Origin of the sequence: Amycolatopsis sp. MtRt-6, assembly GCF_017308975.1 — a bacterium.
In the GTDB taxonomy this organism is placed as follows: domain Bacteria; phylum Actinomycetota; class Actinomycetes; order Mycobacteriales; family Pseudonocardiaceae; genus Amycolatopsis.
In genome coordinates this window covers 51,523-65,657 of record NZ_JADWPD010000033.1, presented here as the reverse complement: position 1 = coordinate 65,657, position 14,135 = coordinate 51,523, and the positions used below count along the sequence as shown (strand labels likewise).

The window sequence follows — 14,135 nt, the reverse complement described above, 5'->3', positions numbered from 1 at the left end:
GCTTACTTTCAGGACGTGACTTCCACCCGCCGAGTGAAGACCGCTGTCGCCGCGGCCGGGATCTCCTCGTTCGCCCTGCTCTACGCGCCGCAGCCGGTGCTGCCGCAGCTCGCCGCGCAGTACCACCTCGACCCGGGCGGCGCGGCGCTCGCGGTCAGCGTCGCGACCGGCGCGCTCGCCATCGCGGTCCTGCCCATCGCGGCGCTGTCCGAAGTGGTCGGCCGGCGGCCGGTGATCCTGACGTCGGTCGTGGCGTCGGTCGTGCTCGGCCTGCTGGTGCCGCTGATGCCGACGTACCCGGCCGTGCTGGTCCTGCGCGCGCTGCAGGGCGTCGCGATCGCGGGCTTCCCCGGGGTGGCGGCGGCCTACCTGGCCGAACGGCTGGGCCGGGCGGGCGTCGCGGCGGCGGTCGGCGCGATGATCGCGGGCAACACGGTCGGCGGCATGCTCGGCAGGCTGGCCAGCGGGTTCACCGCGGGCCCGCTCGGCTGGCGCGGCGCGCTGCTGGTGGTGGCGGGCGTGGGGGCGGTGTGTTCGGCGGTGACGGTCGTGACGCTGCCACCGGGCACCCGCCCGGGGCGCGCCCACGGCGTCGGGCGGGGGCTGCTCACGGCGTTGCGCAAGCCGGTGCTGCTGGCCCAGTACGCGGTGGCGCTGCTGGCGATGGGCTCGTTCGTGGCGCTCTACAACGCGGCCGGCTTCCGGCTGACCGGTGCGCCGTTGGAGCTGTCGCCGGCGGTCGCGTCGCTGGTCTTCCTGGCGTACGCGACGGGCTCGGTGTCCTCGGCGGCGGCCGGGCGGCTGGTGGCCCGGGTGGGGCGTCGCCGCGCGTTGGTGGGGGCGCTCCTGCTGACGGCTCTCGGCGCGGCGCTGACGCTGCCGGACTCGTTGCCGCTGGTGATCACCGGGTTCCTGGTGCTGACGTGCGCGTTCTTCGCGGCGCACGCGGTGGCGAACGGCTGGGCGGCGGCCGACGCGCCGGAGACCGCCCGCGGCCAGGTGGGCGGCACGTACACGGCGGCGTACTACCTGGGCAGCAGCGTGGGCGGCGCGGCCGGGGCGTGGGTGTACGGGCACGCCGGGTGGTCGTGGCTGATCGCGGTGGTGGCGGTGTGGCTGCTGCTGGCGGTGGCCGCGGTGGCGGCCGGGACGCGGGTCCGGGCGGAGCGGCTGGCGCTGGTGGAGGTCAGGTAGCCGCGCCGACCAGCAGCCCGCCGCCCACCGGCAGCAGCGCCGGGACCAGCCGCTCGTCCTCCCGGAACGCCCGCGCCACCTCGCGCAGGGCCAGCGTCTCCGGATCGCGGTGGGCCGGGTCGATCACCCGGCCGCCGGCCAGCACGTTGTGGAACGCGATGATCCCGCCGCGCCGCAGCAGCGACACGCCCAGCTCGTAGCAGCCCGGGTACTCGATGTGCGCGGAATCGACGAACACCAGGTCGTAGCCACCCGGCGTGAGGCGCTGCAGCACGTCCAGCGCGCGCCCGATGATCAACCGGGTGCGGCCCGGCGCGAAGCCGGCCTCGCGGAACGTCGTGCGCGCCGCCCGCTGGTACTCCGGCTCGACGTCGATCGACGTCAGCACGCCGTCGGGGGCCATGCCGCGCAGCAGGCTCAGCCCGCTCACCCCCGCGCCCGTGCCGACCTCGACGACGGCCTTGGCGCACAGCGTCGCGGCCAGGAAGCGCAGCGTCGCGCCCGCACCCGCGCTGAGCGGGGTGCAGCCCAGGTCCTCGGCCCGTGCCCGCGCCGAAGACAGCACCTCGTCGTCGGGCAGGTACCCGTCGACGAACCCGGAATCGGCCGGTGCGGCCGCAGGGGTGGGCGTGTTCACGCACGGAGGTTAGCGTTGGTTGTCGATAAATCCGCGCAGGCTCCCTGGTAAGCACCCGGGAAGAAGTTCTCAGCCTGCTCTCAGTCCAGTCTCACTAGAACCATAAGGAGCCCGGAGAGACTGAAATCCGAACGCACGGGAACACCGTGGCCACAGCCCGCGTTGGGTGGAGCAGACAGGAGATACGCAGATGGAGGTGCCTGCTCCCGCTATGCAGAACGCCGTTGCCGACGCCGGGGCCCAGCCGGTGACCCTGGACGAGGCGGCCTGGACGCCACCGTCCTGGGACGAGGTCGTGCGCGAACACGGTGACCGCGTCTACCGGCTCGCCTACCGCCTGACCGGCAACACCCACGACGCCGAGGACCTCACGCAGGAGACCTTCATCCGGGTCTTCCGCTCGCTGGCGTCCTACAAGCCCGGCACGTTCGAAGGCTGGCTGCACCGGATCACCACCAACCTCTTCCTGGACATGGCCCGCCGCCGCTCGCGCGTGCGGATGGAGGGCCTGCCCGAGGACACCGACCGCATCGTGGGCGACGACCCGAGCCCCGAGCAGGTCTATTCGGACACCCACCTGGACCCCGACCTGCAGGCGGCGCTCGACGAGCTGCCCCCGGAGTTCCGCGCCGCCGTGGTGCTGTGCGACGTCGAAGGGCTGTCGTACGAGGAGATCGGCGCGACGCTGGGTGTCAAGCTGGGTACTGTCCGCAGCCGCATCCACCGCGGGCGTCAGGCGCTGCGCGCGTCGCTCGAGCGCCGGCGCGCTTACGCACCGCAGTCTGCGAAGGTGACGGTATGACCGCACCGCGAGGCTGGGCACTTCCCGAGTCGCACCTGCTGCCGGACGTCGTGGTGGCGTTCGTCGACGGCGAGCTGTCCCACAGCGCGCGCGACCGCGCGGCGTCACACATCACCCGCTGCGCGGCCTGCGCGGCCGAGGTGCGCGCGCAGCGCCAGGCGGTCGAGGCGATCCGCCGCGCGGGCGCGCCGTCGATGTCGGCCGGGTTCCTCGCGAGCCTGCAGTCGATCCCGCAGCACACGGAGCTGCCGAGCACCCCGGACAACCTGGCGATCACGGCGGACGGCCAGCTGGTCGCGGTCCAGCGCCCCGACCGCGTCGCGGGCCTGCGCGATTCGGGCGTCTTGGGTGGTGTCGCGCCGTTGGGATCATCGGCCCCCCTGGGGCAGTCACCGAACGTTCTCGGCGGCGGCCGCTTCAAGCGCCGCGCGGCGCAGGGCGCGGGCGTGGTGGTGTCGGGCCTGGTGCTGAGCGCGCTGGCCCTGGTGGGAACCTCGGCGGACGGCGACGGAACCCCGGAGACGGGCGGCGGAGTCCCGCAGCCGGCGAACCTGCTGCCGGCCCAGATGGCGGTCCCCCAGCAACCGGCCCCGCTTTCGACACCGGCGAGCACGACCCCGGCGGCGGTGCCGGCGGGCATCCGCTGAGCTGACTTCGAGGGCCGCTGCGATCCGTTCGCAGCGGCCTTCGGTGTGTCCGGACCACGCGACGCGTTGAGCTGGTGATCCCCGCTGCCTGGATGACCCGCCTCGGCGGAACTGCCGGCGTTGTCGCCGGTCGAACCCGCTGCACACCCGGCTGGTACTGGCAGCGGGACCGGCCGGGCGACTCTGCCGGAATCCTCGCCGGGTGGTCGAGTTTCGCCGGTGTCGCGAATGACGTTCTGGCCCGCTGCTGCCTCCGGCTGAGCCGCAAAGTCGCTCGAGCAGTCGCGCTGGGCCCCTTCGCCGAGTGGTCGAGGAGCTGTCGCCGGTGCCGCGAATGACTCATTGGGGACCTCTGACGTCCCGAATGAGTCATTCGCGACGTACGAACCCGCTGCTGCCCCGGCCGAGCCGGCAGCGCGGGCGGCCTTGCCGAAACCCCGCACCCGCCCGGGGGCGCCCCCCGGGTCCAGCGTATCGGGCCACTCGGACGAAAATCCCCGTTCACGACCGCGCGCGGCCGTTTTGTCCCCATCTCCGGCACCCTGTGGACAAGGGACTCAAGAAACAGCCACTTCACCCGCGGACCGGCAGACTCGGACCACTGGGCTTGGGTATCGTCACGCCCAGCCACCTGATCTTCTGCACCGGGGAATGATGACCGAGCCGAACGTGAATCCCGAGCAGCCCGGCGCGCGTGATGCCGACCGGCTGGGCCCGCGGCCGCTCGCGCGGCCGGCCGTCGATCCGGCGCAGGCCGCCGTCTTCGGCAGGCCGCAGGGTGTCGACGGGGCGTTCGACAAGCTCTACTCCCCGCAGCAGGCCAACGGCGTCAACCTCGCCCCGCCCGCGCCCGAATCGCTCGCCGAGGCCTTCCGGCGGCCACCCGGGGCCGAAGGTGTTCTTCTCGAACGGCCGCGGGAAGCCACCGGTGACTCGCCGGCCGCCGAACCGCCGCTGTGGACCGGGACCCGTGATCCGTGGCGGGATCCCGGGGCCGCCGCCGTGCTCGCCGGGCCCGCCATGCCCGCCGAAGACGAGGAAAAGCCCGCCCAACGCCCGCCCGGTGCGCTGCTCAGCCTGCCCGAGGTGCTCTTCGGACGGCGCGTGCAACCCAAGGCGCTCGTCCTGCTCGGCGTCGTGGCGCTGCTCATCGGTGCCGCCGGTGGCTTCGTCGGCTGGTGGGTCGGCGACACCGGCACCGAGCTCACCGGCGCCGCCACCATCTCCGAAGCCGAGGTCGGCAAGGAGCGCCCCGCCGGTTCGGTCGCCGAAATCGCCAAGCGCGTCGCGCCCGCCGTCGTCTCGCTCGAGGTGTTCAAGCCCGGCGCCGAATCCGGGGAGCAGGGCTCCGGCGTGATGATCGACCCCCAGGGCTACATCCTCACCAACGAACACGTCATCGCCTCCGCCGCCGCGGACCCGGGCGTCAAGGTCACCGCCGTCTTCATCGACGGCACCCGCACCGAGGCCAAGCTCGTCGGCGCCGACCAGAAGACCGACCTCGCCGTCGTGAAGGTCAACGTCACCAACCCGACCGTGCTGCAGATCGGCAAGTCCGCCGACCTGCAGGTCGGCGACACCGTGATGGCGATCGGCTCGCCGCTGGCGCTGCAGAACTCGGTGACCGCCGGCATCGTCAGCGCGCTGAACCGGCCGATCACCGCGGGCGGCGACAACGGCGCCCCGCCGGTCACCTACGAGGCCATCCAGACCGACGCGGCGATCAACCACGGCAACTCCGGCGGCGCGCTCGTCGACTCCACCGGCGCGCTGGTCGGCATCAACTCGTCGATCCGCTCGTCCGGCGCGGACGGCGGCAGCATCGGCATCGGCTTCGCCATCCCCAGCGACTACGCCGTCAAGATCGCGAAGGCGCTGATCAAGGACGGCAAGGTGCACCACGCCGACATCGGCATCAACGCGTCGTCGACGGTCGCCGGCTCGTCCACGATGGGCGCCCAGGTTAAGAACGTCGCGCCCGGCGGCCCGGCCGCGAACGCGGGCATCAAGGAGGGCGACGTGATCACGAAGATCGGCACCCGGCTCGTCCGCGACTCCGCGGAACTGACGGTCGCGGTCCGCGCGCACGACGTCGGCGAAGTCGTCCCGGTGCAGCTGGCCCGCGACGGCGCCAGTTTCGTCGTCGACGTAACCCTGGCTTCCGACTGAGTTCCCGCGTTCGGCCTGCCGGAGCGCGGCGGGGGACGGGTACCCTGGGCGGGTAGGTTCCGAGTGGAGGTAGACGGGTGTTCGAGAGTGTCGGATGGGGGGAGATCCTCGTCCTCATCATCGCCGGTCTGTTCATCCTCGGCCCGGAACGGCTGCCCGAGGCGGCGTCCTGGCTCGCGAAGAGCGTGCGCAAGGTCCGCGACTTCGCGACCGGCGCGAAGGAGCAGCTCCGCGAGGAGATGGGCCCGGAGTTCGACCAGCTGCGCAAGCCGCTGGAAGACCTCCGCGGACTGCGGAACTTCGACCCCAAGCGGGTCGTGACGCAGCACCTGTTCGACGGCGACGCCGACCCGCTCGGCCTGAAGGGCATCACGAACGGCAGCAGCACCCCGGCGAACGGTACCAACGGCTCGAACGGCTACCTGGCCGGCCAGACCCAGTCCGCGCCGGAACCCCTCAAGCCGGGCGAGCGCCCGCCGATCGACCCCGACGCGACCTGAGGCTCCGCCCGGCTCGGGGCCTAGCGACCCGCCGGCGTCACGTTCAGCATCATCCCCGCCAGGCCACGAGCCCGGACCGAGAGCTTCTTCGCCACGTCGCTCAGCACCACCGAGGCCGCCGCCTCCGGCTCGGACAGCACGATCGGCGTGCCCGCGTCGCCCTGGGCGACGACCCGCGGGTCCATCGGGACCTGGCCGAGCAGCGGCACCTCGGAGCCGATCGACTTCGTCAGCGAATCGGCCACCGTCCGGCCGCCGCCGGCGCCGAAGATCTCCATGCGCTCGCCGGACGGCGTCTCCAGCCACGACATGTTCTCGATGACCCCGGCCACGCGCTGCCGCGTCTGCAGCGCGATCGCCCCGGCCCGCTCCGCCACCTCGGCCGCCGCCTGCTGGGGAGTGGTCACCACCAGGATCTCCGCGTTCGGGATCAGCTGGGCCACCGAAATCGCGATGTCGCCCGTGCCCGGCGGCAGGTCCAGCAGGAGGATGTCCAGGTCACCCCAGAACACGTCCGCGAGGAACTGCTGCAACGCGCGGTGCAGCATCGGGCCGCGCCAGACCACCGGCGTGTTGCCCGGGGTGAACATGCCGATCGAGATCACCTTCACGCCGTGGGACTGCGGCGGCATGATCATCGTGTCGACCTTGGTCGGCTTCTCGCGGGCGCCCAGCATGCGGGGGATCGAGTGGCCGTAGATGTCCGCGTCCACCACACCCACCGACAGCCCGCGGGCGGCCATCGCCGCGGCCAGGTTCACCGTCACCGACGACTTTCCCACGCCGCCCTTGCCCGAGGCCACGCAGTACACCCGCGTCATCGAGCCCGGCTGCGCGAACGGGATCACCGGCTCCGCCGCGTCGCCGCGCAGGGACTTCCGCAGCTCCGTGCGCTGCTCGTCGCTCATCACGTCCAGCTCGACGCGGACGTCGACCACGCCCAGGAGCTTCGAGACGGCCGCCTTCGTGTCGTTGGTCAGCGTCGCCTTCAGGGGGCAGCCCGCCACCGTCAGGTAGATCCCGACCGTGACCACGCCGTCGTCGGCGACCGCGACGTCCTTGACCATCCCCAGGTCCGTGATGGGTTTCCGGATCTCGGGATCTTGCACGCTCTTCAGCGCGCTGCGGACGTCGTCGACGCTGGGGAGCTGCTGGGTGCTGGTCACCCACCCCATGTTACGAGCCGGTAGGGGTGCGGGACTTCCTGGGCTGGACGGACAGGTCCTCGCGGAGCCGGTCCAGCTCGCTGCGGAGGTAGTCGCGCGTGGCCACCTCGCCGATCGCCAGCCGCAGCGCCGCCAGCTCCCGGGCCAGGTATTCCGTGTCGGCCTTCGTCTGCGCGGCCCGGTTGCGGTCCTCCTCCAGGGAGACGCGGTCGCGGTCGTCCTGGCGGTTCTGCGCCAGCAGGATCAACGGCGCCGCGTACGCCGCCTGCGTCGAAAAGGCCAGGTTGAGCAGGATGAACGGGTACGGGTCCCACTGCAGCGACACCGCCGTGATGTTCAGCACGATCCACACCACGACGATCAGCGTCTGCCAGAACAGGTACTTCCCGGTGCCCAGGAACCGCGCGATCCGCTCGGTGAACCGCCCGAACGAATCCGGGTCGATGTTCAGCCTGAACCGGTTCTGGCCGCGGGGCTGGTCGAGCCGCCGTCCCGAAGTCAGCTCAGGCACGGTCTTCCTCCAAGGTGTCGTGCAGCCCGGTCTCCCGCCAGTCCTCCGGCAGCAGGTGGTCGAGGACGTCGTCGACGGTCACCGCGCCGATCAGGTGGTCTTCGGTGTCGACGACCGGTCCGCAGGTCAGGTTGTAGGCCGCGAAGTACCGCGTGACCTCGGCCAGCGACGCGCCCGGCTTGAGCGGCGGCAGCCCGGTGTCGACGGCGCTGGCGACCAGCTCCGCCGGCGGCTCCCGCAGCAGCCGCTGGAAGTGGACGACGCCGACGTAGCGCCCGGTCGGCGTCGCGGTCGGCGGGCGGCAGACGAACACCATGCTCGCCAGCGCCGGCGGCAGCTCGGCGTTGCGGATGTGCGCCAGCGCCTCGGCGATCGTCGTGTCCGGGGTCAGCACCACCGGCTCCGGCGTCATCAGGCCGCCCGCGGTGTCCGACGAGTACTCCAGCAGCCGCTTGACCGGCGCCGACTCCTCCGGCTCCATCAGCTCCAGCAGCCGGTTCTGGTCGGCCGGCGCGAGCTCGGCCAGCAGGTCGGCCGCGTCGTCGGGGTTCATCGCCTCCAGGACGTCGGCCGCGCGCTCCTCGGCCAGGTAGGCCAGCAGCTCCTTCTGGTCGTCGTCCGGCAGCTCTTCGATGACGTCGGCGAGGCGCTCGTCGTCCATCGCGTCGGCGACCTCGTGCCGCCGCTTGAGCGGCAGGTCGCGGACCGTCGCGGCGATGTCGGCCGGCCGCATCGTGTCGAACAGCATGAGCAGCTGCCCGGCGCCCTGGGGCTGGCCGGTGAGGTCGGTCAGGCTGAGCCCCGCGACCTCGGACCAGCCCAGCACCTGCATCGCCGACCGGCGGCGGCCCAGCCCGACCCGCCGCTCGCGGATGGCCAGCTTCGCCAGCACCCAGTCGCGGGTGCGGGTCGGCTCCATCCCGGCGTCGACGACGGTGATCCGGGTGCCGGAGCCGGCCAGCGTGGCGTGCGCGTCGAGGAGCTGGCCGAGCACCAGGACCTCGTTGGGGCGCTGGTTGAACTGGCGCATGTTGACCGAGCCGGTGGCGAGCGTCACGGCGGTCGGCTCGATCGAGGTCACCCGCAGCATCGGGACGAAGACGCGCCGCCGCGTCGACAGCTCGACGACCAGGCCGAGGATCCGCGGCGGCTGCGCGTCCAGGCGCAGCCCGGCGACCAGGTCGCGGACGCGGCCGATCGACTCGCCGTCGGGGCCGAAAACCGGCAACCCGGACAGCTGAGCTGCGAAAACCCTGTTGACCGCGGCCATGCCGCTGACACTATCGGCTGGCTGCCCAGACAGCGATTTCCGGCACTGTGACGAAGGCCGGGTCGTCGCTGTCCTCGCCGGATTCTTCGTACTCCTCGACCATCCAGATCCAGTTCTGCACCGCGCGCACGAGCGTCCAGGCCCGCGCCTTCGCGGCGTCCAGCTCGTGCGAAGCGACGATCAGCGCGAACCGTTCGTCCAGTGTGGACTCGGTGAAGCGGTTCCAGAACAGCGGGATGACACCCCACTCGAGGTCGCCGGCCAGCGGCTTCGGGTCGATGACCAGCCACGGCTCGCGCGTGCCGGCGAGGACGTTCTCGAAGTGCAGGTCCTCGTTCACCAGCAGGTCACCCGCCGCGGGGCCGAGTTCGCGGCAGATCGCGACGGCGTCGTCGACCAGCCGCCGCTCGAACGGCTCGCCGAGTTCGGCCCAGCGCCGGGGGAGCTCCTCGGTCAGCTGCGCCGCTTCGGTGCGCAGGTGCCGGCTCATCGACGCCGGTGCGGGGACGGCCAGGCGCCGCGCCAGCCCGCCGACGAGCGGGATCGCCGAGCGCAGCGGGAGGTCGTCGAGGGTGCGGCTCGCGTCGAGCCGTTCGAGCAGCAGGACGCCGTCTCCGGGCGCGGACTCCAGCAGCAGCACCGCACCCCGACCGGCCCATGTGGACAGTGCGAGCGGCTCGTCGGCGGACTCCCCGTCCCGCCAGCCGAGCTTGAGCACCACCGGCGTGCCGTCGGCCAGGCGCGCGGGCTGCACCACGCCGACGTAGCCGTGCATCGCCTCGCCCTCGAACGTCAGGCCCCACTTCCGGGCGTAGGCCGCGGCGAGCTCGGGCAGGGCGGCCAGCCACGGGACGGCTTCGTCGCCGAGCACCCGGGGCGCGCGGGCGGCGAACAGCGGAGGTACGCGGAGATCGTTCACCATCCCAGTCTGGTGGCCGCGTCCAGTGCGTTTCGTCGCCGCCGACACCGGCGTACGCTGGGGTTTCAGGGGAAACCATAACCCCGGGAGCAGCCATGGTGGTGGAGATTCTCAGCGCCGTCGTCCTCGCGGGCGGGGTCTGGCTCGCGTCGAGCGTGCGCGTCGTGAAGCAGTACGAACGCGGGCTGATCTACCGGTTCGGGCGGGTGCGGGCCCGGGTGCGCGAACCCGGGCTGGCGGTGCTCGTGCCGTTCGCGGACCGGCTCCAGAAGGTCAACATGCAGATCGTGACCATGCCGATCCCGGCCCAGGACGGCATCACCCGCGACAACGTCACGGTCCGGGTCGACGCGGTCGTCTACTTCAAGGTCATCGACCCGGTGGTCGCCGCGGTCAACGTGCAGGACTACCGGTCGGCGGTGGGGCAGGTCGCGCAGACGTCGCTGCGCTCGATCATCGGCAAGAGCGACCTCGACGACCTGCTCTCCAACCGCGAGCGCCTCAACGAGGGCCTGGAGCTGATGATCGACAGCCCGGCGCTGGACTGGGGCATCCACATCGACCGCGTCGAGATCAAGGACGTCGCGCTGCCGGAGGCGATGAAGCGCTCGATGTCGCGGCAGGCCGAGGCGGAGCGGGAACGACGCGCGCGCGTCATCTCCGCCGACGGCGAGCTGCAGGCGTCGCACAAGCTCGCGCAGGCCGCGGCGACGATGGCCGACACCCCCTCGGCGCTGCAGCTGCGGCTGCTGGAGACCGTGGTGCAGGTGTCGTCGGAGAAGAACTCGACGCTGGTGCTGCCGTTCCCGGTGGAGCTGCTGCGGTTCCTCGACTCGCACACCGCGAAGCCGGCGGCGCCGAAGGCCGAGGCCTCCTCGCCGGAAGCGAAGCCGGAGGTGAACGGCCACGCGACGCCGTCACCGCGCAGCCCGGGCGACGCGGTGCTGCCGTCGGCGGACTAGCGGCCGAGGTAGCCGTTCGCGCCCAGGATGATCAGGGTGGTGAAGAACCCGACCCACAGCGCGACGACGACGTAGCCGACGATCACGGCGGCCGTCGCCAGCCCGCGGCCGCCTGCCTCGCCGCGGTTGGTCTTGGCGAGCGCGATGTGGCCCATGACCAGCCCGGCGATCGCGGTGAGGCCGGAGCAGAAGCCGAGGATCGAGCACACCAGCGCGCCGATCGCCAGCGCGTTGTCCTGCCCCTGCGGCGTCGCGTAGGGGGTGGGCTGCCCGTACGGTGCCGGCGTCGCGTACGGCTGGCCGTAGGCCGGCGGGTACGGCTGCTGCTGGTAGGCCTGGGGGACCGGCTGGCCCGGGGGCGCGTACGGGGTGCCGGGGATGTAGGCCGCCGGTGTCTCGTACGCCCCGGGCGGCAGCTGGCCGAGCGGCTCCGCGGCGGGTGCCTCGGCGGCCGGGGCCTCCGCCGGGGAGCCGGCGGCTTCGGCGGTGGTGGCTGCGTCGCCGGAGTCGGCCGTCGGCGTCGAGGCGGCGATCGTGGCGTCGGCCGCCGGCGGGTCGTAGTTCTCCGGCTCGTACGGCGCGGGGTCCGCCGCCGGCGGCGGGTCGTACGCCACGGTCGGGTCGGCGGCTGGGCGGTCCTTGTCCCCGGTCGGGTCGGTCATGACGGGTCCCCTCGGTGCGGGTGGGAGGCCGACGTCGCTGCCGCCGGCGCGGCGGAATTGTCGGTGGTCGCCGGTAGAGTCGAAAACGGGGGGCGCCCCGGCGGCCTGCTCAGCGCCAGCCGCCGAGGAAGCCGAGGGCCAGTCCGAGCGCGATGAACGCGATGTTGAGGGCGATCCCGATGTACCCGGTGATGATCGCCGCCAGTGCGACGCCCTGGCCGTCGGCCTCGCCGCGCTTGGCCTTGCCGTGGGCTATGTGGCCCATGATGATGCCGGCCACGGTCACCAGGAAGCACAGGAAGATGCCGAGGATCGAGCAGATCAGCGCCCCGATCGCCAGCCCCGAGCCCTCCCGCGGCTGACCGGGCATGCCGGGGTAGCCGGGCGTCGGCGGGTACTGCGGGTAGCCGCCGGCCGGGTACTGCTGGCCGTAACCGGGCTGCTGGTAGCTGCCCGACGGCGGCTGGCCGTACGGGTTGTTCGGGTCCTGCGGATAAGTCATGATCTCTCCCCTCCCAGCGCACTTTACGGGCCCGGACCCGCTCAGCGTGAGCGCCCTCATAGCAGCGTGGGGGCTTTCCGGTCATACTCACCGGTAACCCAGCGCCGGGAGCGGCGTCGTACTCCGGAAAGGGAGCCGTGATGGCCCGTCTCGCCCAGACCGCCGGCCTGACCGACGTGCAGTCGGAGATCCTCGCGACCGTCCGCCAGTTCGTGGACAAGGAGGTCATCCCGCACGCGCAGGAGCTCGAGCACGCCGACACCTACCCCGCCGACATCGTCGCGGGGATGAAGGAGATGGGCCTGTTCGGGATCACCATCCCGGAGGAGTACGGCGGGCTCGGCGAGTCGCTGCTGACCTACGCGCTGGTCGTCGAGGAGATCGCGCGGGGCTGGATGAGCGTGTCCGGCGTCATCAACACCCACTTCATCGTGGCGCACATGATCTCCCGCCACGGCACCGAGGCGCAGAAGCGGCACTTCCTGCCGCGGATGGCCACCGGCGAGGTCCGTGGCTCGTTCTCCATGTCGGAGCCCGACCTCGGCTCGGACGTCGCCGCCATCAAGACGAAGGCCAAGAAGACCGGCGACGGCTATGTCATCGACGGCTCGAAGATGTGGCTGACGAACGGTGGTTCGTCCAACCTGATCGCGCTGCTGGTCAAGACGGACGAAGGCGCCGAGAAGCCCCACCAGAACCTCACGACGTTCCTGGTCGAGAAGCCGGAGGGCTTCGGCGAGGTGGCGCCCGGGCTCACCATCCCCGGCAAGATCGACAAGATGGGCTACAAGGGCGTCGACACGACCGAAGCGGTCTTCGACGGCTTCAAGATCGGCGCCGACATGGTGCTCGGCGAAGCGCCGGGCAAGGGCTTCGCGTACATGATGGACGGTGTCGAGGTCGGGCGCGTGAACGTGGCCGCGCGGGCGTGCGGCATCGCGATCCGGGCGTTCGAGCTGGCGGTGGAGTACGCCCAGCAGCGCAAGACGTTCGGCAAGGCCATCGCCGAGCACCAGGCCGTCGCGTTCAAGCTGGCCGAGATGGCGACCAAGGTCGAGGCCGCGCACCTGATGATGGTGAACGCGGCCCGCCTCAAGGACTCCGGCGCGCGCAACGACGTCGAAGCCGGGATGGCGAAGCTGATCGCCTCCGAGTACTGCGCCGAGGTCACCCAGGACGCCTTCCGCATCCACGGCGGTTACGGGTACTCGAAGGAGTACGAGATCGAACGCCTGATGCGCGAGGCGCCGTTCCTGCTGATCGGCGAGGGCACCAGCGAGATCCAGAAGACGATCATCAGCCGCGGCCTGCTGCGGGAGTACAAGTCGCGCTCCTGAGCACGTTTGTCGCTCTGTCGACAAACAGTGGCCGGGCCTTTCGGGGTAAGCGGCTCGCACGGTCCGGGCGTTCTTGACAAGATGGACGCCCGGACAACGAGTGCGCAGGTGATGATGGTGAGTAGTCCCTTTGGCGGGGGGCGGGCGCCCGGTGGCCTGCCGCGGCTGCCGACCCCGCCGACCGGCTGGCCGATCGGGTCGTACGCGACCTACGGCGAGGCGCAGAAGGCGGTCGACTTCCTCGCCGACAGCGAGTTCGCCGTCGGCGACGTCACGATCGTCGGGGTCGACCTGATGCTCGTCGAGCGCGTGATCGGGAAGCTGTCCTGGGGCCGCGTGCTCGGCACCGGCGCGGTGTCCGGTGCCTGGTTCGGCCTGTTCGCCGGGCTCCTGCTCGGGTTGTTCGTCAACCAGGGGTTCGCGTTGCAGGTGCTCACCGGGCTGGTGCTCGGGGTGCTGTCCGGGCTGATGTTCGCCGCGATCGGCTACAGCATGTCGCGCGGCCGCCGGGACTTCTCCTCGGCGAGCCAGCTCGTCGCCGGCCGGTACGACGTCCTGTGCCAGCCGCGCTCGGCGGAACGGGGCCGGGAACTGCTCGCCAAGCTGGCCATGAAACCGCCGTCCGCGAACCCCTGAGAAATAGGACCCTTACCAGGCGAAAATCACGATTCGGCGCGCGGTGCGCTGAATCGTTACCGATACTGCTTGCGGGGTGTGATCGCCCGGCATAAGTTGGCCGACACCAGTCGGGCGGCCTCGCCCCACCAGCGCGGCGGCCCGAGCACTAGCACGTCGGGGTGCTGGCGCGGTTTCGCCTCATCGCGTCGTGGTGCCCTCCGGGCGCCATGGCATCCGGC

General features: G+C 71.9%; 15 protein-coding genes. 8 read left to right on the top strand and 7 right to left on the bottom strand.

Features of this window, described 5'->3' with window-relative positions:
- Positions 1–15: 15 nt before the first annotated feature.
- The gene (locus I4Q55_RS39445; protein WP_206795608.1) at positions 16–1,194 is read left to right on the top strand and encodes an MFS transporter; all 1,179 of its coding nucleotides are present in this window, start codon (positions 16–18) and stop codon (positions 1,192–1,194) included.
- Here the strand turns inward: I4Q55_RS39445 and I4Q55_RS39440 are convergent.
- Complete coding sequence (locus tag I4Q55_RS39440; RefSeq protein WP_091304386.1) at positions 1,187–1,831, bottom strand: O-methyltransferase; 645 nt, start codon at positions 1,829–1,831, stop codon at positions 1,187–1,189. The genes I4Q55_RS39445 and I4Q55_RS39440 overlap by 8 nt on opposite strands.
- 190 nt (positions 1,832–2,021) lie before the next feature.
- Between I4Q55_RS39440 and sigE the strand changes: the two genes are divergently transcribed.
- From sigE to tatB, 4 genes are all read left to right on the top strand, one after another.
- The gene (gene sigE / locus I4Q55_RS39435) at positions 2,022–2,633 is read left to right on the top strand and encodes an RNA polymerase sigma factor SigE (RefSeq protein WP_091304385.1); all 612 of its coding nucleotides are present in this window, start codon (positions 2,022–2,024) and stop codon (positions 2,631–2,633) included.
- Positions 2,630–3,280 (top strand): anti-sigma factor, encoded by a 651-nt coding sequence (locus I4Q55_RS39430; RefSeq protein WP_206795607.1) that lies wholly within the window; start codon positions 2,630–2,632, stop codon positions 3,278–3,280. Before sigE ends, I4Q55_RS39430 begins: the two co-directional genes overlap by 4 nt.
- Before the next feature lie 651 nt (positions 3,281–3,931).
- Complete coding sequence (locus I4Q55_RS39425; RefSeq protein ID WP_206795606.1) at positions 3,932–5,449, top strand: S1C family serine protease; 1,518 nt, start codon at positions 3,932–3,934, stop codon at positions 5,447–5,449.
- Positions 5,450–5,526: 77 nt separating this feature from the next.
- Positions 5,527–5,949 (top strand): Sec-independent protein translocase protein TatB, encoded by a 423-nt coding sequence (gene tatB / locus I4Q55_RS39420; protein WP_091304382.1) that lies wholly within the window; start codon positions 5,527–5,529, stop codon positions 5,947–5,949.
- A 20-nt stretch (positions 5,950–5,969) separates the two neighbouring features.
- Here the strand turns inward: tatB and I4Q55_RS39415 are convergent, their stop codons facing one another.
- Genes I4Q55_RS39415 through I4Q55_RS39400 form a run of 4 tightly spaced genes read right to left on the bottom strand, consistent with a single transcriptional unit; the run spans position 5,970 to position 9,818 of the window.
- On the bottom strand, positions 5,970–7,115 hold the full coding sequence (locus tag I4Q55_RS39415) for an Mrp/NBP35 family ATP-binding protein (protein WP_206795604.1): 1,146 nt from the start codon (positions 7,113–7,115) through the stop codon (positions 5,970–5,972).
- Between the two features lie 10 nt (positions 7,116–7,125).
- On the bottom strand, positions 7,126–7,626 hold the full coding sequence (locus tag I4Q55_RS39410) for a DUF1003 domain-containing protein (RefSeq protein ID WP_206795603.1): 501 nt from the start codon (positions 7,624–7,626) through the stop codon (positions 7,126–7,128).
- Positions 7,619–8,896 carry a magnesium transporter MgtE N-terminal domain-containing protein gene (locus tag I4Q55_RS39405; RefSeq protein WP_206795602.1) on the bottom strand — a complete coding sequence of 426 codons (1,278 nt, stop codon included), beginning with the start codon at positions 8,894–8,896 and terminating at the stop codon, positions 7,619–7,621. The genes I4Q55_RS39410 and I4Q55_RS39405 overlap by 8 nt, the downstream gene beginning before the upstream one ends.
- Positions 8,897–8,906: 10 nt before the next feature.
- Positions 8,907–9,818: an aminoglycoside phosphotransferase family protein gene (locus tag I4Q55_RS39400; protein ID WP_206795601.1), complete on the bottom strand. Its 912-nt coding sequence runs from the start codon at positions 9,816–9,818 to the stop codon at positions 8,907–8,909.
- Between the two features lie 92 nt (positions 9,819–9,910).
- Here I4Q55_RS39400 and I4Q55_RS39395 point away from each other — a divergent pair, with 92 nt between their 5' ends.
- On the top strand, positions 9,911–10,777 hold the full coding sequence (locus tag I4Q55_RS39395) for a slipin family protein (protein WP_206795600.1): 867 nt from the start codon (positions 9,911–9,913) through the stop codon (positions 10,775–10,777).
- On the opposite strand, the gene I4Q55_RS39390 is transcribed toward I4Q55_RS39395, so the two are convergent.
- A complete protein-coding gene (locus tag I4Q55_RS39390) occupies positions 10,774–11,439 on the bottom strand; it encodes a DUF4190 domain-containing protein (RefSeq protein WP_206795599.1) in 666 nt (221 codons plus the stop codon). The genes I4Q55_RS39395 and I4Q55_RS39390 overlap by 4 nt on opposite strands.
- Positions 11,440–11,548: 109 nt before the next feature.
- Positions 11,549–11,941 carry a DUF4190 domain-containing protein gene (locus I4Q55_RS39385; RefSeq protein ID WP_206795598.1) on the bottom strand — a complete coding sequence of 131 codons (393 nt, stop codon included), beginning with the start codon at positions 11,939–11,941 and terminating at the stop codon, positions 11,549–11,551.
- Positions 11,942–12,081: 140 nt separating this feature from the next.
- Here I4Q55_RS39385 and I4Q55_RS39380 point away from each other — a divergent pair, with 140 nt between their 5' ends.
- Both I4Q55_RS39380 and I4Q55_RS39375 read left to right on the top strand, forming a co-directional pair.
- Positions 12,082–13,278 carry an acyl-CoA dehydrogenase family protein gene (locus tag I4Q55_RS39380; protein WP_206795597.1) on the top strand — a complete coding sequence of 399 codons (1,197 nt, stop codon included), beginning with the start codon at positions 12,082–12,084 and terminating at the stop codon, positions 13,276–13,278.
- 111 nt (positions 13,279–13,389) lie between these two features.
- Positions 13,390–13,914 carry a general stress protein gene (locus I4Q55_RS39375; RefSeq protein WP_206795711.1) on the top strand — a complete coding sequence of 175 codons (525 nt, stop codon included), beginning with the start codon at positions 13,390–13,392 and terminating at the stop codon, positions 13,912–13,914.
- The last annotated feature ends 221 nt before the right edge of the window (positions 13,915–14,135 follow it).

Coding starts and splice junctions, on each gene's coding strand:
- sigE (WP_091304385.1), top strand. CDS start 2,022: ATGGAGGTGCCTGCTCCCGCTATGCAGAACGCCGTTGCCGACGCCGGG.
- I4Q55_RS39430 (WP_206795607.1), top strand. CDS start 2,630: ATGACCGCACCGCGAGGCTGGGCACTTCCCGAGTCGCACCTGCTGCCG.
- I4Q55_RS39425 (WP_206795606.1), top strand. CDS start 3,932: ATGATGACCGAGCCGAACGTGAATCCCGAGCAGCCCGGCGCGCGTGAT.
- I4Q55_RS39405 (WP_206795602.1), bottom strand. CDS start 8,896: ATGGCCGCGGTCAACAGGGTTTTCGCAGCTCAGCTGTCCGGGTTGCCG.
- I4Q55_RS39400 (WP_206795601.1), bottom strand. CDS start 9,818: ATGGTGAACGATCTCCGCGTACCTCCGCTGTTCGCCGCCCGCGCGCCC.
- I4Q55_RS39395 (WP_206795600.1), top strand. CDS start 9,911: ATGGTGGTGGAGATTCTCAGCGCCGTCGTCCTCGCGGGCGGGGTCTGG.
- I4Q55_RS39390 (WP_206795599.1), bottom strand. CDS start 11,439: ATGACCGACCCGACCGGGGACAAGGACCGCCCAGCCGCCGACCCGACC.
- I4Q55_RS39385 (WP_206795598.1), bottom strand. CDS start 11,941: ATGACTTATCCGCAGGACCCGAACAACCCGTACGGCCAGCCGCCGTCG.
- I4Q55_RS39380 (WP_206795597.1), top strand. CDS start 12,082: ATGGCCCGTCTCGCCCAGACCGCCGGCCTGACCGACGTGCAGTCGGAG.
- I4Q55_RS39375 (WP_206795711.1), top strand. CDS start 13,390: ATGATGGTGAGTAGTCCCTTTGGCGGGGGGCGGGCGCCCGGTGGCCTG.